Source organism: Rhodococcus artemisiae (assembly GCF_036327795.1).
Taxonomy (GTDB): domain Bacteria; phylum Actinomycetota; class Actinomycetes; order Mycobacteriales; family Mycobacteriaceae; genus Rhodococcus; species Rhodococcus artemisiae.
Genome location: NZ_JAUTXY010000015.1, coordinates 100,662 through 123,204 on the forward strand (window position 1 = coordinate 100,662; position 22,543 = coordinate 123,204).

The window sequence follows — 22,543 nt, forward strand, 5'->3', positions numbered from 1 at the left end:
GATCACGGTGCAGGCTGACCCGCGGGGGCGGCCACGACGATCGCGGCGAGTTCACGCACGAGGTCGACGACGCGCGGACCCCACCGGCTCGCGATGTCCTCGTCGAGGACATGGACCTGCCCGTCACGGACGGCGGTGAGCTCCGCCCAGCCGGCGCGTTCGGCGACGGTTTCGGGTGTGACACCACAGCACTGCGAGTCGGCGAGGAAGATCAGGTCGGGGTTCTGTTCGACGATGAACTCGGAGGACAGTTGCGGGTATCCGTCACCGCCGGTCGCGATGGAGGTCAGGCCCAGCATCGCGTAGATCTCGCCGATGTAGGTGTCGTCGGTGACGCTGTAGTACGTGTTGTCGAGTTCGTGGTAGTACCGCAGCGGTGCCTCACGCTCGGGCACGGAAGCGACGATCTCGTCGATCTCCTTCTGCATCTGTGCGACGAGTTCGGCTGCGTCACCGACATGGCCGGTCGCAGCACCGACCTGCTCGAGTTGTGCGTAGGTGTCGTCGAGGGTGACGGCGGCGGGCAGGATCAGGACGTCCACACCGGCGTTCTCGAGTCCGGCGACGAGGTTGCCGTTGTCGTCGGTGGCGACCACAAGATCCGGGTCGTAGCCGAGAATGGCCTCGACATTGGGGTTGTAGCCCGACAGATCGGTGACAGGGACGCCCTCGGGGTAATCGGACTGGTCGTCGACGGCGATCACCTGATCGCCCGCACCGACCGCGTAGAGCATCTCGGTGGTGGTCGGGCTCAGCGACACGATGGCCTGCGGGGCCTCGGATTCGGTGATCGAGGTGCGATCGGACGGCACCGTCGTGGTGCCGTCGGACGAAGCGTCGTCACCGCTGCTGCAACCGGCGATCACCAGTGCGAGGGCAGCGACACCGGCGGTGAGAAACCTGCGGGAAGTGGTGGGCACAGCCATCCTCCGTTGACTCGGAGGACGAAAACAGCACGGCTGCAACGACAAGTTGCGGCACGACACCGTCCTTCGTCCGAGGACCAGTACGTGCCCGCGGCGCCGGCTGACCTGACTCGCCGACCGAACGCCGGGCTCACAGTTGCGGGACAGCGCCGGATTCTCACCGGCTTCACCGAAACGCTGCGGGTGCCCTGCCCGATTGGCAGAGCACCCGCAGCGTATCCCACGGCGTTCCCGGATCAGGCGAGCGCCTGCTCCAGATCTTCGAGCAGATCCTCGGGATCTTCGAGCCCCACCGACAAGCGCACGACGCCGTCGGACAGGCCGATCGCGGCACGCCCTTCCGGACCCATCGCCCGATGAGTGGTGGTCGCGGGGTGGGTGATGAGCGACTTGGAGTCGCCGAGGTTGTTGGAGATGTCGATGACGCGCAGTTTGTTCAGCAGCTCGAACGCCCGCTTCTTGCCTGTGCCCTCGGAGGCAGCGAGCTCGAAGGTGAGGATCGTGCCGCCACCGCTCATCTGGGACTTCGCCAGCTCGTGCTGTGGGTGCGACTCGAGGAACGGGTACTTGATCCAGCTCACCTCGGAATGCGACTCCAGGAACTTGCCGATGCGCAACGTGGAATCGACCGCGGCACGCAACCGGACGGGCATCGTCTCGAGGCCCTTGAGCAGGGTCCACGCATTGAACGGGCTCAGCGACGGACCAGTGTGGCGGATGAGGTTCTTGACGGGTCCGTCGATGTAGTCCTGCGGTCCGAGGATCGCTCCTCCGAGCACCCGGCCCTGGCCGTCGATGTGCTTGGTGCCCGAGTACACGACGATGTCGGCGCCGAGGTCGAGGCTGCGCTGCAGCAACGGGGTTGCGAACACATTGTCCAGCACCACCTTTGCGCCTGCAGCGTGGGCCATCTCCGAGACTTTGCGCACGTCGACGAGGGTCTGCATCGGGTTCGACGGGGTTTCGAAGAACACGGCGGTGGTGGGTACCGACAGCGCCTTCTCCCACTGGTCGAGGTCTTCTCCGTCGACGAACACCGTCTCCACACCCCACCGCGGCAGGATCTCGTTGCACACGACGAAGCACGAGCCGAAGAGACTGCGGGCAGCGACGAGACGGTCACCCTTGCCGAGCAGGGCGGCGAGCGCCGTGAACACCGCCGACATGCCCGAAGCCGTGGCGTACGCGCCTTCCGCCCCGTCGAGCAACCGCAGCCGCTCCTCGAACATCGTCACGGTGGGGTTGCCGTACCTCGAATAGACGAAGTGATCGACCTCGCCGGTGAACGCCTGCTCGGCGGCCTCCGCCGACTCGTAGACGAACCCCGAGTTGAGGTATAGCGCCTCGGACGTCTCCTCGAAACCGGATCGCATCACCCCGCCCCGTACACCGAGCGTGGCGGGACGCACGGAATCGGGAAGTGCCTTGCTGAACGCACCACCCTGGGGAATTGCACTCACGACTGCCTCCACGGCAGGCCCGCGGCCCGCCAGCCCTGTCCGCCGCGATGCTTGTCGGCATCGAGCGGCCCTTCGAATCCTTCGAGAACGTTGTAGGCAGGGGCCAGGCCCGCGGCCGTCGCAGCTTCGGCGGCGCCGATCGAACGCTGGCCCGAGCGACACAGGAAGATCACCGGTCCGCCGCCGATCCCGGCGGCCTTCAGCTCGTCGACGAAGCGCGCGTTGGGGGCACCCGCGGGGTACGACACCCATTCGACGAACAGCGTGCGGCGCCCGATGGATGCGGTGTCGGGGACACCCACGTATTTCCATTCGGCGTCGGTGCGCACATCGACGAGCACGGCATCCTGATTTTCCTGCAGCAGCTCCCAGGCGTGCTGCGGCGTGATATCACCTGCGTAGCTCACGCGAATACCTTTTCACAGGTCAAGCCCGCGCGACTACGCGGGAGGTGGGTCGGAGCACGATCACGAGGATCGAACCGGGCTGATCAGGCAGTGCAGACGCGCCACACATCGTCGGCGAGGGTCAGGTTCCACATCTCGGTCGTCGATTCACCGTCGATCACTGTGGTCACGTCGACGGTGGCCTTGTCGCCGTCGATGACGATGTTGTCGGTGCGCTGCAGTTCGATGTCGCTGTCGACCCCGGCGAGCGGTCCCTCACCGCGGCGCAGTTCCCCGCAGCGGAGGATGACGAGAACGTCCTCGTCGTCTGCGTTGACGGCCTTGACGTAGTCGCTGGTGGTGCGCGTGATCCGTTCGTTGTCGTCGAGGGTCTCACCTTCGGGCGAGAGAAACTGCGTGACGACGAGCACCAGCGCGAGGACGACGATCACGAGCACCGCGCCGATGAACGGCCAGGGTGTGCTGCTCGTGGGTCCGTCCGGTTCGAGACCGTCGGGTTCGGGATCGGGGTCACGCCGTTGTGCCATGCGGATGATCCTATCCTCGGCGGATCCACCCTGATCGGCTGCATTTGCGCCAATAAACCCTAGTGAGGTAGGAATTGACCATGGCCACCACTCCGCTCGTCCGACGCCTCGCCGTCGACCTGTGCCGCGTGAGTGCCCACATGTGTTGTCGCTGAAGCGATTCTCCCGACGTTTCCCGGAGTTCTCCTCCATCGTCATCCCGCGCGACCCTGCGCCCGCCCACTGAGGGCAGCCTTAATTTAAGCTGGATATGTCCGTCCGCACACCGAAGAGGTAGTTGATCCCCTGTGACTGATCAGAGCCGTCCCCTTCGCGTCGCGATAGTCGGTGCCGGCCCCGCCGGTATCTACGCCGCCGATGCACTCATGAAGTCCGACACTGCGCAGGATCCCGGGGTGAGCATCGACCTGTTCGAACGCATGCCGGCGCCGTTCGGCCTCATCCGCTACGGCGTGGCACCCGACCATCCGCGCATCAAGGGCATCATCACCGCGCTGCACAAGGTTCTCGACAAGCCCAACGTGCGCCTGCTCGGCAACCTCGACTACGGCGTCGACATCACTCTCGACGACCTGTACCGCTTCTACGACGCGGTGATCTTCTCGACCGGCGCCAACGCCGACCGTGAACTGACGATCCCCGGCATCGACCTCGACGGCAGCTACGGCGCCGCCGACTTCGTGTCGTGGTACGACGGCCACCCCGATGTGCCGCGTGCCTGGCCGCTCGACGCCGAGAAGGTCGCGGTCCTCGGCGTCGGCAACGTCGCGCTCGACATCGCGCGCGTGCTCGCCAAGACCGGCGACGAACTGCTGCCCACAGAGATCCCGCCGAACGTCTACGAGGGCCTGAAGAACAACAAGGCCGTCGAGGTGCACGTCTTCGGGCGTCGCGGACCGGCCCAGGCCAAGTTCACCCCTCTCGAGCTGCGCGAACTCGACCACTCGCCGACCATCGAGGTCATCGTCGACCCCGAGGACATCGATTACGACGCCGGATCCGAGGCAGCGCGCCGCAACTCGAAGCAGGTCGACATGGTGGCCAACACCCTGCAGGACTGGGCCATCCGCGACGCAGGAAATCGCCCGCACAAACTGTTCCTGCACTTCTTCGAGTCGCCCGCCGAGGTTCTCGGCGAGAACGGCAAGGTCGTCGGTCTGCGTACCGAGCGCACCGAACTCGACGGCACGGGCAACGTCCGCGGCACCGGCAAGACCCGCGACTGGGACGTGCAGGCCGTGTACCGCGCAGTGGGCTACCTGTCGCAGAACATCGCGAACCTGCCGTTCGACGAGCAGGCCGGCACCGTTCCCAACGAGGCCGGGCGTGTGCTCGCCGACGAGACCGTCGAAGGACCCGACCGGTTCATGCCGCACACGTACGTCACCGGCTGGATCAAGCGCGGCCCGGTCGGCCTCATCGGCCACACCAAGGGCGATGCCAACGAGACCGTCGCGAACCTGCTCGAGGACCGCGCGGCGGGTCGGCTCAACACCCCGGAAGCCCCGGGTGTGGACGACATCGTGAAGTTCCTCGAGGAGAAGCAGCTGCCCTACACGACGTGGCAGGGCTGGTACCGTCTCGATGCGCACGAGCGCAGCCTCGGTGAGGCAGAGGGTCGCGAGCGTGTGAAGGTCGTCGAGCGCGAGGACATGTTCCGCGCCTCGGAACCCCACAAGTAAACGCCACCACCTGCGAATTCTCCCGGCCGAGTGCCATATCTACGGATGTGGCACCCGGCCGGTCTCGTTTCAGGCGAACAGCACGGCACCGAACCATGCACCGGCTGCTACGAGCCCACCGAGCAGTTCGACGAGCATCGACAGGCCCACGGCCTTCGTCGCTTCCACCGTCGAACGCCACGCGTCCTTGTGGGTCCGATGCCGCTGGGCCTCCGACACGTACATGCCGAGCAGGAACCCGAGAAACAGGCCGATCACCGGGATCACGAAGAACCCGACGATGCCGACCAACCCGCCGATGATCAGCGACCGATTGGGCACTCCCGACCGCTGAAGCCGCTTACCGGGCCAGGTGTATTTGACGACCCCGGTGACCAGCAGCGCGACCGTCGCCACTGCGAACACCGTCCACGCGACCGTGCCGCCCGTCATGAACGCCCACACCGCGATCGCCGCAAAGATCAGCAGCACACCCGGCAGGATCGGCACGACGATGCCGACCAGCCCGACGAGGATCGCGAGGCCGACGAGAAGTTCTTCCCCCGCACTCACGGCGCGACGGGGCGAACGAGGGAAGCGGCGCGCGTCGCGCGTTCACGGGCAGTGTGCACGTCCGGGCCGGTCGACACGGCCACACCCATCCGGCGGCGCAGGAACGATTCGGGCTTCCCGAACAGGCGCACATCCGTCTCCGGTGTACGCAGGGCCTCGGCGACACCGTCGAACGCGATACCGGGCGCGTCGAGTTCGCCGTAGATCACGGCGGATGCACCCGGACGCAACTGCTCCACGTCCACCGGCAGCCCGAGAATCGCGCGGGCGTGCAGTTCGAACTCGGAGTAGCGCTGACTCCCCATGGTCACGAGCCCGGTGTCGTGCGGGCGGGGGCTCACCTCGGAGAAGTAGACCTCGTCGCCCTTGACGAACAGTTCGACGCCGAATACTCCCCGGCCACCGAGCGCGCCGGTCACGGCCGCCGCGACCTCCCGCGCCCGGGCGAGCGCCGCGTCGCTCATCGGCTGCGGCTGCCACGATTCGACATAGTCGCCGTCGCGCTGCAGGTGGCCGATCGGTTCGCAGAAGTAAGTCTCGACCTCCCCCGATTCGCCGACGGCGCGCACGGTGAGCTGTGTGATCTCGTAGTCGAAGTCGACGAATCCTTCGACGATGACAGTGCCGTGGTTGATGCGTCCCCCGGCCAGGGCGTATTCCCACGCGGCGTTCAGGTCGTCGGCCGAACGCACCGTCGACTGGCCCTTGCCGGACGACGACATGACGGGCTTGATCACACACGGGAAGCCGATCGCCTCGGTAACAACCCGGACCTCGTCGAGCGAGTTCGCGAATCGGTAGGGCGACGTCGGCAGACCCAGTTCCTCCGCGGCGAGCCGGCGGATACCCTCCCGGTTCATCGTCAGCTGCGTGGCCCGCGCGGTGGGAATCACCTCGGCGAGGCCGCGCTGCTCCACGGTGGCGAGCGCGTCGGTGGCGATGGCTTCGATCTCGGGAACCACCAGATGGGGGCGTTCGGCCTCGATGACCGCGAGCACGGCTTCCGGGTCGCCCATGTCGATGACATGGGTTCGGTGCGCGACCTGATGACCGGGGGCGTCGGCGTATCGGTCCACCGCGATCACCTCGACACCGAGGCGCTGCAATGCGATGGTCACCTCCTTGCCGAGCTCGCCCGACCCGAGCAGCAGGACACGGGTGGCGGAGGGAGACAGCGGAGTGCCGAGACGTGGAGAGATACGGGGACGCGGTGAGACCATGGTGGGACTATATGTGGCAACCGTCGCCGTCCCGGAAGGAAAGCGATGAGCAGTGCACCACAGTCGAGCAGCACAGGGCAGCGCACCATGATTGCGCGTCCCGATCACGCTCGCGGGGATGTCCACCGCGCTCGCGCTGATGTCCACTGGTTCACGACACCCGGGGTCGATCCCGCCGACGAGGTGACCTGGCAGCGCCGCGACGCTCGCATCGTCCACCACGGCACCGGCGAGGTCGTCTTCGAGCAACCGGGTGTCGAGTTCCCGGAATTCTGGTCGCAGAACGCCACGGATATCGTCACGCAGAAGTACTTCCGCGGTCAGCTCGGCACCGCCACGCGCGAACATTCGCTGCGTGATGTGGTCGCGCGCATCGTCGACACGATCACCGCATGGGGCACCTCCGACGGTCACCTCGACGACCCGTCCGCGTTCGCCGCCGAGCTGACACATCTGCTCCTGCATCAGAAGGCGTCATTCAACAGCCCGGTGTGGTTCAACATCGGCGTGCCCGACACTCCGCAGCAGGCAAGCGCCTGTTTCATCCTGTCCGTCGACGACAGCATCGACTCGATCCTCGAGTGGTACCGGCAAGAAGCAGTGATCTTCAAAGGTGGCTCCGGGGCCGGCGTGAACCTCTCACGCATCCGATCGTCCGTCGAGCATCTCGGAGGAGGTGGCACGGCGTCGGGCCCGGTCAGCTTCATGCGCGGGGCCGACGCATCGGCGGGGACCATCAAGTCGGGCGGCAAGACCCGCCGCGCCGCGAAGATGGTGATCCTCGACGTCGCGCATCCCGACATCGAGGAGTTCGTCGACTGCAAGGCGATCGAGGAACGCAAGGCGCGAGTGCTCGCGGGCGCCGGGTTCGACATGGGGCTGAGTGGTTCCGACATCCATTCGGTGCAGTATCAGAATGCGAACAATTCGGTGCGGGTCACCGACGAGTTCATGCAGGCCGTCGTCGACGACGCGCAGTGGCCGTTGCGCGCGGTGACGACCGGCGAGTCCGTCCGTACGGTCCGAGCACGAGACCTCCTGCAGCGCATCGCTGCTGCCACATGGGAGTGCGCCGACCCGGGCATGCAGTACGACACCACGATCAACCGTTGGCACACCGCGGCGTCGACCGGCCGGATCAACGGATCCAACCCGTGCTCGGAATACATGCACCTCGACGATTCCGCGTGCAACCTGTCGAGCCTGAATCTGCTGGCATTCCTGCGGGAGGACGGCGTGTTCGACGTCGACGGGTTCCGGCACGCCGTCGCGGTGATGCTCACCGCGCAGGAGATCCTCGTCGGTCGCGCCGACTACCCCACCGAGAAGATCGGTGAGACGTCCCGCCGGTTCCGGCAGCTCGGCCTCGGGTACGCGAATCTCGGTGCGCTGCTGATGGCATCGGGGCTTCCGTACGACAGCGAGGCCGGCCGCGCCTATGCCGCCGCGATCACCGCATTGATGACGGGGCACGCATACGAGGTGTCGGCGCGCCTCGCGGAGCGGCTGGGCCCGTTCGACGGGTACGCAGAGAACCGCGACTCGATGCTCGGCGTGCTCGCACGGCATCGCGGCGCGGTCGACGACATCGACGCCGAACTCGCTCCGCCGGTCGTGCTCGCGGCGGCACGTGAGGCGTGGGATCGCGCGGTCACCGACGGCACCGAGCACGGGGTGCGGAACAGCCAGGTGACGGTGCTCGCTCCTACCGGCACGATCGGTCTGGCGATGGACTGTGACACCACCGGCATCGAACCCGATCTGGCCCTGGTCAAGACGAAGAAACTCGTGGGCGGCGGCAGCCTGTCGATCGTCAACCACAGTGTGCCGCGCGCACTGTCACGGCTCGGATACGATCCCGCCGAGGTCGCCGATATCGTCGCCCACCTGGACCGGCAGCACACCCTCGCGGGCGCTCCGCATGTGCGCGTCGAACATCACCCGGTGTTCGCAACATCGATGGGCAGCAACGCGATTGCGCCGCGAGGACATGTGACGATGATGGCGGCGGTGCAGCCGTTCCTGTCGGGTGCGATCTCGAAGACGGTGAATCTTCCGGAGTCCGCGACCGTCGACGACATCGCCGACCTGTACGTCGACGCGTGGCGGCTGGGCCTCAAGGCGATCGCCGTCTACCGCGACAACTGCAAGCTCGGGCAACCACTGTCGACATCGACACCGTCGACACCCCCGGCTCCGGCCGCCTCGGACAGCACTCCGGTTGCGACTGCTCGTCGGGAGCGTCTGCCGCGCACCCGCAATTCGCGCACGTTCGAGTTCCGGGTTGCCGACTGCAAGGGTTTCGTGACGGTCGGCGAATACGACGACGGGCGCCCCGGAGAGCTGTTCCTGCGCGTCTCGAAGCAGGGCTCCACCCTCGCCGGCATCATGGATGCGTTCTCCATGGCCGTCAGTTACGGCCTGCAATACGGGGTCCCGCTGCGGACGTTCGTGCGGGCGTTCACCAGTACACGATTCGAACCGGCGGGCATCACCGACGATCCCGATCTGCGGATCGCCTCGTCGATCCTCGACTACATCTTCCGCAGGCTCGCGGTGGATTACCTCGACACCGACGAGCGGAGGGAACTCGGTGTGCGTACCGGTGGAGAACGGGCCGCGCAGGACGGGCTCGCCCCCGATCTGCAGACCACGGACGATGCGCACGTCACCGCCGACACCCGTCAGGGGCATGCGGCGTCGGGTCCGGCAGGATCCGGCTCCGGTTCGGACGCGCCGTACTGCATGCAATGCGGCGTGCAGATGCAGCGGTCGGGCTCGTGTCACGCCTGCCCGTCATGCGGTAACACGAGTGGCTGCAGCTGATCGGCGCTCGTATCGCATACTGGCCGGATGGACTTGGCGGTCGACACCGAACTGACGTTGCTCGCGGCAGGGCTGATCTTCCTGCTCGCTCTGGCGTTGGGTGTGTGGAAGTACCGGCAGATGGCGACGTCGGAAACGCATCTCGCGCACCCGTATGTGGACATCGCGCACCGCTCGGCGTTGATGTATGCATTCGCGACGCTGCTCATCGCTGTGTTCGTGGAGCTCAGCGCGTGGCCGACATGGGTGAATCTGACGGCGGCCGCGGTGGTCGTGGTGTTCTTCGTCGGCGCGATCGCGAGTTACATCCTCCACGGCGTGCTGCGCGACACCACCAACCAGTTCGCACATCCCACGCGAGGCCTGGGTGTCGCGATGGCCGGGCTCATCATCGGCGAAACCGGCGGGTTCGCGGTGCTGCTCGCCGGGTTCGTGAAGGGCAGCTTCCTGGCGTGAGCGCTGTGCCGGTCGTGTTTCTCGGTCAGACGTGATTCTCGATGAGCGAGAGCACGTTGCTGTGCGGGTCGCGGAACCACGCGACACGCAGCCCGTCGGGCGCGGTCCATGCGTCGTGGTCGTCCTGATCCATGCCTGTGTACCGAATGAAGTCGACGCCCTTGGCCCGGAGTCGGTCGACGGTCTCGTCGAGGTCGAGCACCCGCCAGCCCAGGGCGGTGTATCCGGTCTCGCCGCGCGATTGCACGAGGGTGATCCGCACGGGGGCTCCTTCGCCTCCGTCGATCACCAGCGTGAAGTTGTCCCGATCGATCTTCCGGAAGCCGAGGGTGTCGACATAGAACATTTCCGAGACATCGAGATCGGTGCTCGGCACGAAGCTCACGAGTTGGCCGCTGATCGTCATGGCACCCACTCTGCTCCGTACGCACCTCACTCGGCAACAGATCAGGTCACAATCGTGTCGACTCCGACCGCGTTGACCTACGCTGGGACGCATGAGCACCTCGGAGATCGCGACCGTCCTGGCCTGGCAGGATGCCGTCAACAGCAACGACATCGACACCCTGGTGGAGTTGTCCAGCGACGACATTGTGCTGCCCACCGATGACGATGATCCCGACCAGGGCCTCGACGAACTGCGCGAGTGGGCGACCTCGTCGGGTGTCACGCTCGAGATGGGTCGCATGTTCGTACACCACGGCATCGTCGTCGTCGAAGAGAAGTCCACGTGGGCATCCGACCCCGGCACCCCGGTCGAGGAGGCCATCGCGTTCCGTGTGGTCGAGGACCAGGTTGTGACGGTCGTGCGTCACGCCAGTCTCCAGGACGCGTTCGAAGCGACCGGACTCGGCGAGGCCGACCTCTACGAGCAGTGACACAGCAGTGACACAGCCAATATGTTGAACGCTCGCTAAGGTACTCTCCGTTGCATAGTCCCTACGCACCGGAGTGAGGTTCGACGAGTGTCCGCTGAAGCAGTTGAGAAGAAGGGCCCCCTCGCGAGTATCCGCGTCGTCGAGTTCAAGGGGCTCGGCCCCGGACCGCACGCTGCGACGCTGCTCGCCGATCTCGGCGCCGACGTCGTCACGGTCCAGCGCCCCGGCGGGATCCCGCCGGAGGGCGCGCGCGACCCGATCCAGCGGAATCGCCGCATCATCGAGGCCGACCTCAAGAACCCCGACGACATCGAGAAGGTGCTCTCACTGCTCGAGCGCGCCGACGTGCTCATCGAGGGCTTCCGCCCCGGAGTGACCGAGCGCATGGGTCTGGGCCCCGACGTGGTGCTCGAACGCAACCCGCGGATCATCTACGGCCGGATGACGGGCTGGGGTCAGGAAGGTCCGCTGGCGAACGCCGCCGGCCACGACATCAATTACATCTCCCTCACCGGCGTGCTGCACGCGATCGGTCGTGAGGGTGAACGTCCGGTGCCACCGCTGAACATGGTGGGCGACTTCGGCGGCGGCTCGATGTTCCTGATCTTCGGCATCCTCTCCGCGCTCGTCGAGCGGGGTGTGTCCGGGAAGGGCCAGGTCGTCGACGCGGCGATGGTCGACGGCGCGCTGGCGCTGTCGCACATGATGTGGGCATTCCGCGGCCGCGGTGCGTGGTCGGACGAACGCGGTGTGAACATGCTCGACACCGGCGCCCCGTATTACGAGGTGTACGAGACCAAGGACGGCAAGTACATGGCTGTCGGCTCGATCGAGCCGCAGTTCTACGCGCTGCTGTTGAAGGGGCTCGATCTCGACGCGGCCGAGCTGCCCGCCCAGAACGATCGGGCGTCGTGGCCGGAGATGAAGAAGCTGTTCACCGAGAAGTTCCTGTCGAAGACACGCGACGAGTGGTCGGCGATCTTCCTGGGCACCGACGCGTGTGTCTCCCCCGTACTCACGTTCGCGGAGGCACCCGCGAACGAGCACATTGCGGCGCGCGGGTCGCTCATCGAGATCGAGGGCATCACCCAGCATGCTCCGGCTCCGCGGTTCTCCCGCACTCCGGCGGGCGAGCCGGCTGCGCCGGCGGGCAAGGCCACCGACATCACCACTCTGTGGGTCTGATCAGGGGCCTGTAGCGACGCGGTGCCGCATCGGATCAACTGTGATCTGGTGCGGCACCGTGTTTTTCGCATTCTTCGACAAGTTCGAAGGCGCGCTGCGCGCGGTGCAGGAATCCGAGTTCCTGCAGAAATACGAACCACTCACTCGCCCACCGGTGGGCGAGCACGAGATGCTCCGGCGAGGGATCCGCGAGCAGCAACCGGATCGCGGTGTCCTCTTCGATCTGGGCGGTGTGCAACGCAATTCCCGGCTCAGGACGCGGACGACCGTATTCGGCCACCGGTCGCGGATGCGCGATCGGAAATCCCAGCCGGACACGTTCGTTCTCGACAGCCGCAGCGAGACGGTCCAGTTTCATCGCCTCGGCAGCGCGCGCACCGTCCTCCAATCGGGACACCGCAATGCCATGCTCGCCACGCAGCGCCTTCACCCGTGCACCGACCACATACCGGGCGATCTTGAAATCCACGACGCCACCTTCGGCGCCCAGCTCGTAACCGTCGTCGAGCAGCCGCTCTGCCTCGTCGAGATCTCCCTGCTCGTACAGGAACTCACCCAGCACCGATCCGGCGAGCAACGCCGACGACGAATACGCACCGCTACCGAGCCGCGACAATCTCCACGCCTCTCGCAGGAGTTCGCCCGCCGCATCGAGATCGAGTTGTTCGAGTGCGGCGAGTCCGAGGAGCGCGTTGCCGTGCATCAGGTTGTACGGCCCGGCGTTGAGATCGTGGTACGGAGCAGCGAGATCCTGCAGTCGCCGTGCCTCCTCGAATTCACCGCGGTAGACGGCATCGAACGTCGCGGCGTTCAGACCCGACGACACGACGATCGGCGCGAGGGTGTCCGCGCGCGCCAGGAGCCTCTCGGCGAGCCCGTCGGCCGGGCCGGTCCGGTCGCGGCGCACGTCGACGATGCGCCGCACCACTTCCACCTCGACGGCGACGTCGATGGCCTCGTCGCCGGTGATCTTGTCCGCATCGAGACCGCGTTCGACCATGGCGAGTGCACGCTGGCCACGCGCGGTGTCGTGGACGACGATGCTTGCCCACGCCAGGGCGAGTTGCAGGCGCGGCCGCGCTGCCACGGCGCCGCGCGGAAGTTTCGCGGCCAACCCCAGCAGTGTGGTGGCACGGCCGTCGGCGAGCAGGTCCCGCGCGTGACGTTCGACGATGTCGACGGCGTAGTCGTCGTCGGCTGCCGCGAGAGCATGATCGACGGCTTCCAACGTCATCGCATGCTGTTCGAACCAATGCGCAGCGATCCGGTGGAGCCCTGGCATCCGTTCCGGGAAGTCGCGTTCGAGTCGTTGTCGCAGGAACTCGGCGAACAGCGGCTGGAAGCGGAACCACCGGCCTTCCTCGTCGACACGGTGCAGGAACAGGTCGCGGTCCTCGATGTCTTCGAGCATCGCCTGACCGTGTCCGTGCCCGCTCAACGCCGAGGCCAGGCTCCCGCACGTCTGCTCCGTCACCGCCGCGGTGAGCAGGAAGTCGACGAGTTCCTCGTCGATCAAGCTCAGGACGTTCTCGGTGAGGAACTGTCCGATCCCGCGGTGCCGGCCGGACAGGTGCGCCACGAGATGCGCGGGATCGTCGTGTCCGTGCAGCGACACCGACGCCAGTTGCAGAGCGGCGGGCCAGCCTTCGGTGGCGGCGACGAGATCGGCGATGATGTCGTCGTCGAGATCCGTACCGATGTGTCGTGCAAGGAATTTCTTGGTTTCGTCGATGTCGAAGGTGAGCATGCGGTGGTCGATCTCGACGAGCTCGTCGAGCACCCGCATGCGGCTCACGGGCAGTCCGGCACGGGTGCGTCCGACCACCATGACCTGGAGGTGATGGCACCCGTTGTCGAGCAGGAAGGCCAGGGCTGCGATGGTCGCCGGGTCGGTGACGCGATGCCAGTCGTCGATGATCACCACGAGCCGCTCTCCTGCGGTGTGGATCTCGTCGATCAGGGAGGTGAGAACGTAGCGTTCGGCGTCGTCGCCGTGTTCGTCGAGTGCCTGTCCCAGTTCCTGCGCGAGAGTCGGCCGAACCTGCCTGATGGCTTCGATGAGGTGCGCGAGGAACCACACGACGTTGTTGTCGTCGTGGTCGACGTTGAGCCACGCCACCGCAACGCCCTGGTTGTCGAGCTGATAGCGCCATTCGATGGCGAACATCGTCTTCCCGAAGCCGGGTGGCGCATGCACGACGATGAGCCTGCGGCGGTGCGACTCACTGAGCAGATTCAGCAGCGACCACCGTGCCACGAGTCGTTTGGACGGAACGGGTGGGCGGAATCTCGTCGCCGGCGCCGGCGGAGTGGTCGATCGGCTGCCCGTACGCCGCGTGCTCACCCGCCCGCCCGTGGCGGCCGTCGCTGCGGTGTGGCCCGCGGTCGTGTCGGCGTCGTTCTCGGCTCCGGCGACCGCGAGATCATCGACTCGCAACCCGTGGTCGGCCTGCACAGCGCGCAGGATCTCGCCGAATTCGGCTGCGGTCTCCGGGCGAGAGTCGGGATCCACCGACATTGCCTGCTCGATCGCGGCACACAACTCGTCCGGTACTCCGTCGGCCCGCAGGTCGGGAATCGGCTGGGTGGTCAGGCGCACGAACTGCGCGACGACGCGCTCGCCGCTGCGGCGCTCGAACGCGGCGTGGCCGGTGAGTGCGCAGAAGATCGTCGCCGCAAGGCTGTAGACATCCGACGAGGGGGTCGGGGGACGTCCGGAGAGCACTTCCGGGGCGGTGAACGCGGGCGACCCGGTGACTTCTCCGGTCGCGGTTTCGAATCCCCCTCGTATCCTGGCGATCCCGAAATCCGTGAGCTGTGGTTCGCCGTATTCGGTGAGCAGGATGTTGGCGGGTTTGACGTCGCGGTGCGCGATGCCCAGCCGGTGGGCGGTCTCCAGGGCACCGGTCAGCTTGACACCGAGTTGGAGCGCGTCGTGCCAGTGCAGCGGGCCGGACCGGCGGATCAGCGCGTCGAGCGAATCACGGGGGTGATATTGCATCACCAGGAAGGGGCGCCCCGATCCGGTAGTGCCGATCTGCAGCACGTTGACGATGTTCGGGTGTCCCGAGAGCTGACCCATCGCGCGCTGTTCGCGCAGGAAACGTTCGAGGTTGTCGACGTCCAGATCGGAAGTGAGGACCTTGACCGCCACGATCCGGTCCAGCGCGGCCTCCCGGCAGCGGTACACGATTCCGAACCCGCCGCGACCGATCTCCTTGGCCTCGACGAATCCGGCCGCAGCCAACTCCGCAGCGACGTCGGGTCCGGCGTCGCGCTGCGTCTGCAGCGGATCCTGCGCGGCCACGATCGACCCTCACTTCGTCGAGCACAGACCCTGTCCGAGTCCTGTGTCCACGATATCGCCGACGACCGACACTCCACGGCAGGTCGGCCGAGATAGATCAGGTCGGTCTCCGGCCGACGCCGGCACCGCCGCGAAACACGACGTCGGGTCAGACGACAAGCCTCGACTCCAGGTCGCCGCCCTGCGCCACCTGCGTGTACGCGTCTGCCACAGCCGAGACGGCAGCGCGCAGTGCGCCGGGGCGTTGTGTGTACGGCAACCGCACGAATCGTTCGAATGCGCCCTGCACCCCGAAACGTGGCCCGGCCGCGAGCAATACACCGTGGCTGGGCGCGATGGCAGCGAGCGCGGTCGACACCGGCTCCCGCATCCGCACCCACAGCGACATCCCACCTTGTCCCGGGGTGTACTGCCACTCGGGCAGCTGGTCATCGAGTGCCTCACACAGCGCCTGCCGTTGCTCACGGAGTTGTGCGCGCCGCTGTTCGAGAAGGTCCTCGACATCCGAGAGCAGGTGCGCGGCCGCGAACTGTTCCATGACGGGTGTACCGAGGTCCACACCCGACCGGGCTCCGGTCAGCCGGGCGATCAACTCGCGGTCGGCCCGGATCCAGCCCACGCGCAGCCCACCCCACAGGGATTTACCGGTCGATCCGATCGTCACCACCGAGGAGCCCGCCGGGAACGACGCGACCGGCGCGGGGGGCGGGGCGTCGAGCCACAGGTCCACCATCGTCTCGTCCACCACCAGAGTCATTCGGGCGTCGTACATGATGCGCGCGAGTTCGCCGCGACCGTCCGCGTCCAGACACAGACCGGTGGGGTTGTGGAAATCGGGGACGAGAAAAGCTGTGCGTGCGGCAGTCTGACGCGCGGCACCGGCAAGCGCACCGAGATCCCACCCTCCGGACGACCCCGCCTCCGGACGGACCGCGACGGGGATCGGCCGGGCACCGTGCCGCCGGATCGCCTCGAGCGCATTCGGGTAGGTCGGATGGTCGACGATCACGCGGTCGCCCGGATCGGTGAGGACACCGAGCAACAGCCGCATCGCGTGCTGCGCGCCGCTGGTGACCATGATCTGTTCCGGTGAGGTGGGCAGCCCGCGTTCGCGGTACCGGCGCGCGACCACCTCGCGCAGGGCCATCACACCGATCGGTTCCATCCCGTGCGACGCCAGGTACGTCGACATCGATCGCAAGGCCAGTTCGTACGCGGCCTCTATCTCGGCTGCCGGAGCCGGGAGCGACGCGTTGCTCATATCGATCGCGTCGTTTCCGAGCACCCCCGACCTGACCGCATCGCGACCGCGCGACCGACCGGCAGGCATCGCGACGGTACTGCGCGCACCTTGCCGGCTGCGTAGATAACCCTCGTCACGCAGCGCCGAATACGCCGAGGTGACGGTGGTGCGGCTCAGCGACAAGGCCGACGCGAGCTCACGCTCGCTCGGCAGTGCCACGCCTTGCGGGACACGGCCGTCGTGAACGAGGAGACGGATGCCGTCGGCGAGGGCCCTGTACGCAGGGCGCACGTCACCGGTGTCCTGCCAGTTTCCGAGGTCGCGGACCAGTGAACCGGCCCCTATCGCGCGTGTGATCACCGGTCCAGTATCTCGCATAGTGGACTGCTGCACGACAGGCCAGTGGGACAGCTCCGGTGGCGTCGAGCGGGTCCACCCGCCTTTCACGAGTGTCGCCGTCGAGCAGGACCTCACCCCCTGCCGATGCCGACGTGCGGTGAACACGACGTGATCCGCAAGGATCAAGATCAGGAATGCACCGTCCGATCGAGTAGGTGGTCGACGAGTTCGACCGCGCGGTCTTCGGTGTAGATGCCGGACAGCACGCCCTGCGCGAGGCCACCGACGGCGGCGAGGACGAGGTCGGCATCGAGATCGGTCGTGCCGTGCGGATTCCCCGCTCGCCTCAGATGGTGAGTAACGATCGTGACGAGCGCGCGCGGGGCCGCATGGGTCTCCTCGGCGGCCAGGCCCCGGCCGACGATCGCCGCCGAATTGAACGCTCCGAGCACGATCGCCTCTTCTCGGCGACGATCGTCGAGCGGAAGCAGTTCGGTGAGGACCGTGCGGATCGCCTCACGCGGGGCCGCATCGCTCTGCGCCGCGAGTCGTTCACCGAACCTGGCTCCGGCGTCTTCCATCACCGATCTGTGGGTGGCCAGGAGGAATTCGGTCTTGGTTCCGAAGTAGTACTGGACGAGACGCACGGAGATACCCGCTTCCGCCGCGACCGATTGGAAGGTCACTCCTTCCAGCCCGCTCGCGACGATGACACGGCGCACGGCGTCGGTGATCTCCCGGCGCCTCACCTCATGGTCGACCAATCGTGGCACGAGCTCCCCAACCTTTCGTCCCGGACATCTTCCCCAGCATGTTGGTATGTGCGTATCATAAACGTGATACGCACATACCACTAAAATAGGAGGGGAAGCTTGCCGAGGATCGGGCAGTTCGAGAACGACGAGGCCAGGGACGAATTCGTACGCGCGTACGACACTCTCGCAGCGCAATGGCCCCTACCGTCGACCGAGATCGACGTCGAAACATCTTTCGGCACAACGTATGTGCGCCGATCCGGAAGCGGGGACGGCGCACCGCTGCTCCTGGTTCCGGGCATCTCCGGCAACGGACAGATCTGGGCCCCCTTCATCGAGGACCTCTGCCGCGACCGTGTCGCCTACACGCCGGACGTCATCGGCTGGGCGGGACGCAGCACACAGACAGCACCTCTCGCGGACGGCGCAGATCTGGCCCGGTGGATGGCCGAACTACTCGACGGACTCGGCGAGGAGCGCATCCACCTCGCCGGGAACTCGATGGGCGCCTGGATCTCCATGAACATCGCGGTGCATCACTCGGAGCGACTGGCGAGCGTCACCCTGTTCGAACCGGGCGGTGCCACCTTCGCCAGGCCGCGCGTGAGCGTTCTGCTGAAGTTCCTCCTCATGGGAATCCGACCGACGCCAGAGCGACTCCGGAAGTTCCACAAGTGGATGATGCCCGGCTACGAGCACACCGACGAAGAATTCGCGATGATCGTGGCCGGACTGAAGTATCGGATGGGCGTGCCATGGGAGCGCACCATCACCGACGACGAACTGGCCCGTGTCTCGGCGCCGCTACTGGTCCTGTTCGGAGCTGAGACGATCACCAACAATCCCGAGATCCAGGCAGCGCGCGTCCGCAAGCACATCCCGTCCGCCGACGTCGAGATTCAGCCGGGAGTGGGACACGATCTGCTGTGGGCGAATCCCGACCAGGTGATCCCGCGCTTCCTGAGTTTCGTCGAGAGACACGACCGAATCGAGGACCAGCCGTAACTCCGTGCTTCCCTCGAATATTCGCGCTCAGGCCGCCGTGAACTCGCCACCACCCGGCAGGTGTGGTGTCGCCGGCGCGATCGTGACCTCGACGCGTCCCGGCCCGGGGTCGAAATAGCGCACGGTACCCGCTTCCGGCCCATCCCAGCCGGACAGCGCCCAGTCATCCGATCCGGAGGCGCCGGTATCGAGGTTGTGCCAGGTGAACGTGCCGTCGACCAAACAGACGGGTGTGACACCGACGAAGTTGCTCTCGAGCCGGACCACGTACGGCTGAGGGCCGTCCGCGGACGGGTACACCTCGACGTCGAGCCGGCCGATACATACCGCGATCGACCCGAGGGATCCGTGGCCGATCGTGTAGGCAGGCGCCAGCTGCGTCGATTCCGGTTGAGCCTGCGCGGTGCCCTGCCCCGCCACAATCAGTCCCGCGGCGGTGACGGCGACCATGAGAGCTCTCGAGCGTGCCCTACGCGGCCCCGCTGCATTCACCTCTGCTGTACGAACCATGCACTCCACTGTCGCGCGTCCGCCCGGGTCGCGTCCAGCATTCGGCGTTTCCGGGCAAATGCCCCGATCAGGCGAGGATGTCGCGCCGGACGATCGTTTCGTCGCGGCCCGGCCCGACACCGATGCACGAGATGAACGCGCCGGAGAGCTCCTCGAGGCGCAGCACGTAGTTCTGCGCGTTCTTGGGGAGTTCCTCGAAGGCGCGGGCGTGGGAGATGTCCTCCCACCATCCGGGCATCTCCTCGTAGATGGGCTTGGCGTGATGGATGTCCGTCTGCGTCATCGGCATGTCGTCGACGCGCACACCGTCGACCTCGTAGCCGACGCAGATCGGCACGGTGTCGAGGCCGGACAGCACGTCCAGCTTGGTGAGGAAGTAGTCGGTGATGCCGTTGACACGCGTGGCGTAGCGGGCGATGACCGCGTCGAACCAGCCCGTCCGGCGGGCACGGCCCGTGGTCACGCCGACCTCGCCGCCCTGCTTGGCCAGGTATTCGCCGTGGTTGTCGAACAGCTCGGTCGGGAACGGGCCGGAGCCGACACGCGTGGTGTAGGCCTTGAGAATGCCCAGGACCGTGGTGATCTTCGTGGGTCCGATACCGGACCCCACGGCTGCACCGCCGGCGGTCGGGTTCGACGACGTCACGTACGGGTAGGTGCCGTGGTCGACGTCGAGCAGCGTGCCTTGCGAGCCCTCGAGCAGCACGGTGTCGCCGCGTTCGAGCGCCTCGCCCAGCTGCAGACGCGTGTCGGCGATGCGGTGCTTGAATCCTTCGGCCTGGCCGAGGACCTCGTCGACGACCTGCTGCGGGTCCAGGGCCTTGCGGTTGTAGATCTTGACGAGCACCTGGTTCTTGTACTCGAGAGCCGCCTCGACCTTCTGGGTGAAGATCTTCTCGTCCAGGACATCGGCGACACGGACGCCGACACGCGCGATCTTGTCCTGGTAGCACGGGCCGATACCACGGCCGGTGGTGCCGATCTTCTTCGCGCCGAGGAAACGTTCGGTGACCTTATCGATGGCCACGTGGTACGGCATGATCAGGTGCGCGTCGGCCGACAGCAACAGACGCGAGGTATCGACGTCGCGCTCTTCGAGGCCCGCGAGCTCTTCGAGCAGTACACCCGGGTCGACGACGACACCGTTTCCGATGACGTTCGTGACGCCCGGCGTGAGGATGCCCGACGGGATCAGGTGCAACGCGAACTTGTCGCCGTTCGGCAGCACGACGGTGTGGCCGGCGTTGTTTCCGCCCTGATAACGCACGACCCATTGCAGACGACCGCCGAACAGATCGGTTGCTTTGCCTTTGCCCTCATCGCCCCACTGGGCTCCGATCAGGACGATTGCCGGCATTTCGCGCTCCTCAGGCAGGGTTGTTCGTGCGGGCGGTCTCGCCTGCAGGGTCCTGCCCGGATCCGGGCAGCAGCCGGGACCACAGTGTAGTCCACCTTCGGCGAAGGTCCGGTTCCGGTATCCGAATGCTCGGTCCGGCCCGCCATGATCCGGGGTCCCCACGACCGGCACGGGTTCGGATTACAGTGGACGCTTGACCGACGGCCGCCCGATCGTGACCAGCAAGGAGATCAGTTGACCCCGGTAGTGCTCAGATGCGGCGATGTGCCACTCCCCTTGGCACTCACCTCCGTGACCGCACTGTCGGCTCCTGCGATTCCCGAGAAGGACGACTTCGAGGATGTGTTCGCACACACCGAGTCGGTGGACGACCCACGACTGATCATCGTGGGCGACGACGCAGCGTTCGCGGCGACACTGACCCGGCTGATGCGCACCGACCGCCTCGCGACCGAGGTCGCGTTCGTCCCCGAGTCGCGTACGCCCGCGACCGAAGCCTACGGATTACGCACCGGATCGAAGGCCGCGTCCATCGCGCTGCAGGGGGAGGCGAAGTCGATCCCGCTCATCCGCGACGACGCCGGTGTGGCCCTCGTCGGACGCGCGCTCGTCCGCGGCGAGGAGAACTCGCTCGTGGGTGAAGCCTATGTCGACGACACCCGCTTGTTCTCGGGCACGGTGCCCGGCATCCGGATCGAGCCGACGCCACAGATGCCGGGACTACGCGCAGCCGTCGACAGAGCGCGTTGGTTCGGCGGCTACAAGTGGCTCACGGGACGCGCCGTGCAGCTCGGTTCTCCCTCCGCATTCCTCACCCGCGACGGTGTCCCGAACCCTCGCGCGCTCAAGCGGTCGACGTTCTACCGCCACGAGACGAAGTGGAGACTGGTGCGCTGACACGAGTCGAGTGTCTACACGCTCGCGAATCCCGGTAGCCGTGCAGCATCGTCGACGACGGAGTAGTTCGAGGCGTCTCCGCTACGGACTCGACTCGGTTGTCCGTGAACATCCACGGGCACGTCACCCGCGAGGGTTGTCCGCCGCAATTCCCTGGGGTGATCGCCGTAATCGGCGACACCGTAGTGCTGGGTATTGCGATTGTCCCAGATCGCCAGGTCCCCGTCCGCCCAGGTCCATCGCACAGTGTTCTCGAGCTTGGTGATGCGGTTCTGCAGGAGTTGGTAGAGCACATTGCTCTCGTCAGCTTTCAAACCCACGAACTCACGAACGAAGTGGCCCAGGAGCAGGCTTCGCTCGCCCGTTTCGGGGTGCACACGGACCACCGGGTGCTCCGTTTCGAACGTCGTCTTCGCGAACCCACTGCGGAAATCCCGCTTCGACTTCGAGTAGTTTCCGCTCAACTTCTCGGGTGCGAGTGCCGCGGCGTAGTCGAACCGGTTGGAATGCACCGCCCACAGACCTTCGACGAGCACCCGCAGTGGTTCCGGCAGTTGACCGTAGGCCGCCGTCGTCGACGCCCACGTGGTGGCACCGCCGTAGGGTGGCACCTTCACCGAACGGAGAACCGAGGCCTTCGGGATCCTGTCCACGAAGGTGACGTCGGTGTGCCAACCGCTCGCGGCTCCTTCCAGGACCAGGGTCTTGCTGTCGTCCGCGCCCAGAGACGGGTGGGCGGTGGTCGGAATGCCGATACGCGCACCGAACTCGTATTGGATCTCGTCCGTCAGATGGTGCTGGCCTCGGAAGAAGATCACTTTGTTCACGGCGAGCGCGTACCTGATTGCGAGGGACGTGTCGCCGGAGATGTCTCCGGACAGCGTGACACCGTCGATGACGGCCCCGAGGTGGTGGCCGACCTTGCGGATCGTGACTCCCCCGTTCGCGTAGATTTCCGACGCGGCGGCGGTCGTGTCGATGGTCGAGTCGATCATGATTCGAGGTTCCTTC

At 66.4% G+C, this 22,543-nt stretch carries 20 protein-coding genes and 1 riboswitch; of the genes, 7 read left to right on the top strand and 13 right to left on the bottom strand.

Annotated elements, in window-relative coordinates; all coding sequences use genetic code 11:
* Nucleotides 1-2: 2 nt before the first annotated feature.
* The 4 genes from Q7514_RS25855 to Q7514_RS25870 form a co-directional block, all read right to left on the bottom strand.
* Nucleotides 3-926 carry an ABC transporter substrate-binding protein gene (locus Q7514_RS25855; protein WP_330136123.1) on the bottom strand — a complete coding sequence of 308 codons (924 nt, stop codon included), beginning with the start codon at nt 924-926 and terminating at the stop codon, nt 3-5.
* Between the two features lie 78 nt (nt 927-1,004).
* Nucleotides 1,005-1,150: riboswitch (cobalamin riboswitch) on the bottom strand.
* Nucleotides 1,151-1,162: 12 nt separating this feature from the next.
* Nucleotides 1,163-2,386: an O-succinylhomoserine sulfhydrylase gene (locus Q7514_RS25860; RefSeq protein WP_330136124.1), complete on the bottom strand. Its 1,224-nt coding sequence runs from the start codon at nt 2,384-2,386 to the stop codon at nt 1,163-1,165.
* Nucleotides 2,383-2,793, bottom strand: coding sequence for a rhodanese-like domain-containing protein (locus Q7514_RS25865; RefSeq protein ID WP_330136125.1), 411 nt, complete (start codon nt 2,791-2,793; stop codon nt 2,383-2,385). The genes Q7514_RS25860 and Q7514_RS25865 overlap by 4 nt, the downstream gene beginning before the upstream one ends.
* Nucleotides 2,794-2,876: 83 nt before the next feature.
* Nucleotides 2,877-3,320 (bottom strand): Rv0361 family membrane protein, encoded by a 444-nt coding sequence (locus Q7514_RS25870; protein ID WP_330136126.1) that lies wholly within the window; start codon nt 3,318-3,320, stop codon nt 2,877-2,879.
* Between the two features lie 287 nt (nt 3,321-3,607).
* Here Q7514_RS25870 and Q7514_RS25875 point away from each other — a divergent pair, with 287 nt between their 5' ends.
* On the top strand, nt 3,608-5,002 hold the full coding sequence (locus tag Q7514_RS25875; protein ID WP_330136127.1) for an FAD-dependent oxidoreductase: 1,395 nt from the start codon (nt 3,608-3,610) through the stop codon (nt 5,000-5,002).
* A gap of 69 nt (nt 5,003-5,071) precedes the next feature.
* Here the strand turns inward: Q7514_RS25875 and Q7514_RS25880 are convergent, their stop codons facing one another.
* Nucleotides 5,072-5,554 (bottom strand): DUF456 domain-containing protein, encoded by a 483-nt coding sequence (locus Q7514_RS25880; protein ID WP_330136128.1) that lies wholly within the window; start codon nt 5,552-5,554, stop codon nt 5,072-5,074.
* The gene (gene purT, locus Q7514_RS25885; RefSeq protein WP_330136129.1) at nt 5,551-6,774 is read right to left on the bottom strand and encodes a formate-dependent phosphoribosylglycinamide formyltransferase; all 1,224 of its coding nucleotides are present in this window, start codon (nt 6,772-6,774) and stop codon (nt 5,551-5,553) included. Before purT ends, Q7514_RS25880 begins: the two co-directional genes overlap by 4 nt.
* Before the next feature lie 87 nt (nt 6,775-6,861).
* Between purT and Q7514_RS25890 the strand changes: the two genes are divergently transcribed.
* Nucleotides 6,862-9,600, top strand: coding sequence for a vitamin B12-dependent ribonucleotide reductase (locus Q7514_RS25890; RefSeq protein ID WP_330136219.1), 2,739 nt, complete (start codon nt 6,862-6,864; stop codon nt 9,598-9,600).
* A gap of 27 nt (nt 9,601-9,627) precedes the next feature.
* The gene (locus Q7514_RS25895; RefSeq protein ID WP_330136130.1) at nt 9,628-10,056 is read left to right on the top strand and encodes a hypothetical protein; all 429 of its coding nucleotides are present in this window, start codon (nt 9,628-9,630) and stop codon (nt 10,054-10,056) included.
* Nucleotides 10,057-10,081: 25 nt separating this feature from the next.
* On the opposite strand, the gene Q7514_RS25900 is transcribed toward Q7514_RS25895, so the two are convergent.
* Nucleotides 10,082-10,462, bottom strand: a complete 381-nt coding sequence (locus Q7514_RS25900; RefSeq protein WP_054718184.1) for a VOC family protein — start codon at nt 10,460-10,462, stop codon at nt 10,082-10,084.
* A gap of 91 nt (nt 10,463-10,553) precedes the next feature.
* Here Q7514_RS25900 and Q7514_RS25905 point away from each other — a divergent pair, with 91 nt between their 5' ends.
* Both Q7514_RS25905 and Q7514_RS25910 read left to right on the top strand, forming a co-directional pair.
* Complete coding sequence (locus tag Q7514_RS25905) at nt 10,554-10,934, top strand: nuclear transport factor 2 family protein (protein ID WP_330136131.1); 381 nt, start codon at nt 10,554-10,556, stop codon at nt 10,932-10,934.
* Between the two features lie 87 nt (nt 10,935-11,021).
* Nucleotides 11,022-12,119: a CaiB/BaiF CoA transferase family protein gene (locus Q7514_RS25910; protein ID WP_330136132.1), complete on the top strand. Its 1,098-nt coding sequence runs from the start codon at nt 11,022-11,024 to the stop codon at nt 12,117-12,119.
* A 34-nt stretch (nt 12,120-12,153) separates the two neighbouring features.
* Here Q7514_RS25910 and Q7514_RS25915 read toward each other — a convergent pair whose 3' ends face one another.
* From Q7514_RS25915 to Q7514_RS25925, 3 genes are all read right to left on the bottom strand, one after another.
* Nucleotides 12,154-15,426, bottom strand: coding sequence for a protein kinase domain-containing protein (locus Q7514_RS25915; protein WP_330136133.1), 3,273 nt, complete (start codon nt 15,424-15,426; stop codon nt 12,154-12,156).
* A gap of 148 nt (nt 15,427-15,574) precedes the next feature.
* On the bottom strand, nt 15,575-17,029 hold the full coding sequence (gene yczR, locus Q7514_RS25920) for a MocR-like transcription factor YczR (RefSeq protein ID WP_330136134.1): 1,455 nt from the start codon (nt 17,027-17,029) through the stop codon (nt 15,575-15,577).
* Nucleotides 17,030-17,196: 167 nt separating this feature from the next.
* Nucleotides 17,197-17,781, bottom strand: a complete 585-nt coding sequence (locus Q7514_RS25925) for a TetR/AcrR family transcriptional regulator (protein ID WP_330136135.1) — start codon at nt 17,779-17,781, stop codon at nt 17,197-17,199.
* A gap of 99 nt (nt 17,782-17,880) precedes the next feature.
* Between Q7514_RS25925 and Q7514_RS25930 the strand changes: the two genes are divergently transcribed.
* A complete protein-coding gene (locus tag Q7514_RS25930) occupies nt 17,881-18,768 on the top strand; it encodes an alpha/beta fold hydrolase (RefSeq protein WP_330136136.1) in 888 nt (295 codons plus the stop codon).
* Between the two features lie 27 nt (nt 18,769-18,795).
* Here Q7514_RS25930 and Q7514_RS25935 read toward each other — a convergent pair whose 3' ends face one another.
* A complete protein-coding gene (locus Q7514_RS25935) occupies nt 18,796-19,278 on the bottom strand; it encodes a hypothetical protein (protein WP_330136137.1) in 483 nt (160 codons plus the stop codon).
* A gap of 67 nt (nt 19,279-19,345) precedes the next feature.
* Entirely contained in the window at nt 19,346-20,635 is a 1,290-nt protein-coding gene (locus Q7514_RS25940; RefSeq protein ID WP_330136138.1) for an adenylosuccinate synthase, read from the bottom strand.
* Between the two features lie 246 nt (nt 20,636-20,881).
* Between Q7514_RS25940 and Q7514_RS25945 the strand changes: the two genes are divergently transcribed.
* Nucleotides 20,882-21,532, top strand: coding sequence for a hypothetical protein (locus tag Q7514_RS25945; RefSeq protein ID WP_330136220.1), 651 nt, complete (start codon nt 20,882-20,884; stop codon nt 21,530-21,532).
* A gap of 14 nt (nt 21,533-21,546) precedes the next feature.
* Here the strand turns inward: Q7514_RS25945 and Q7514_RS25950 are convergent, their stop codons facing one another.
* Nucleotides 21,547-22,527: a TauD/TfdA dioxygenase family protein gene (locus tag Q7514_RS25950; RefSeq protein ID WP_330136139.1), complete on the bottom strand. Its 981-nt coding sequence runs from the start codon at nt 22,525-22,527 to the stop codon at nt 21,547-21,549.
* Nucleotides 22,528-22,543 lie beyond the last annotated feature (16 nt).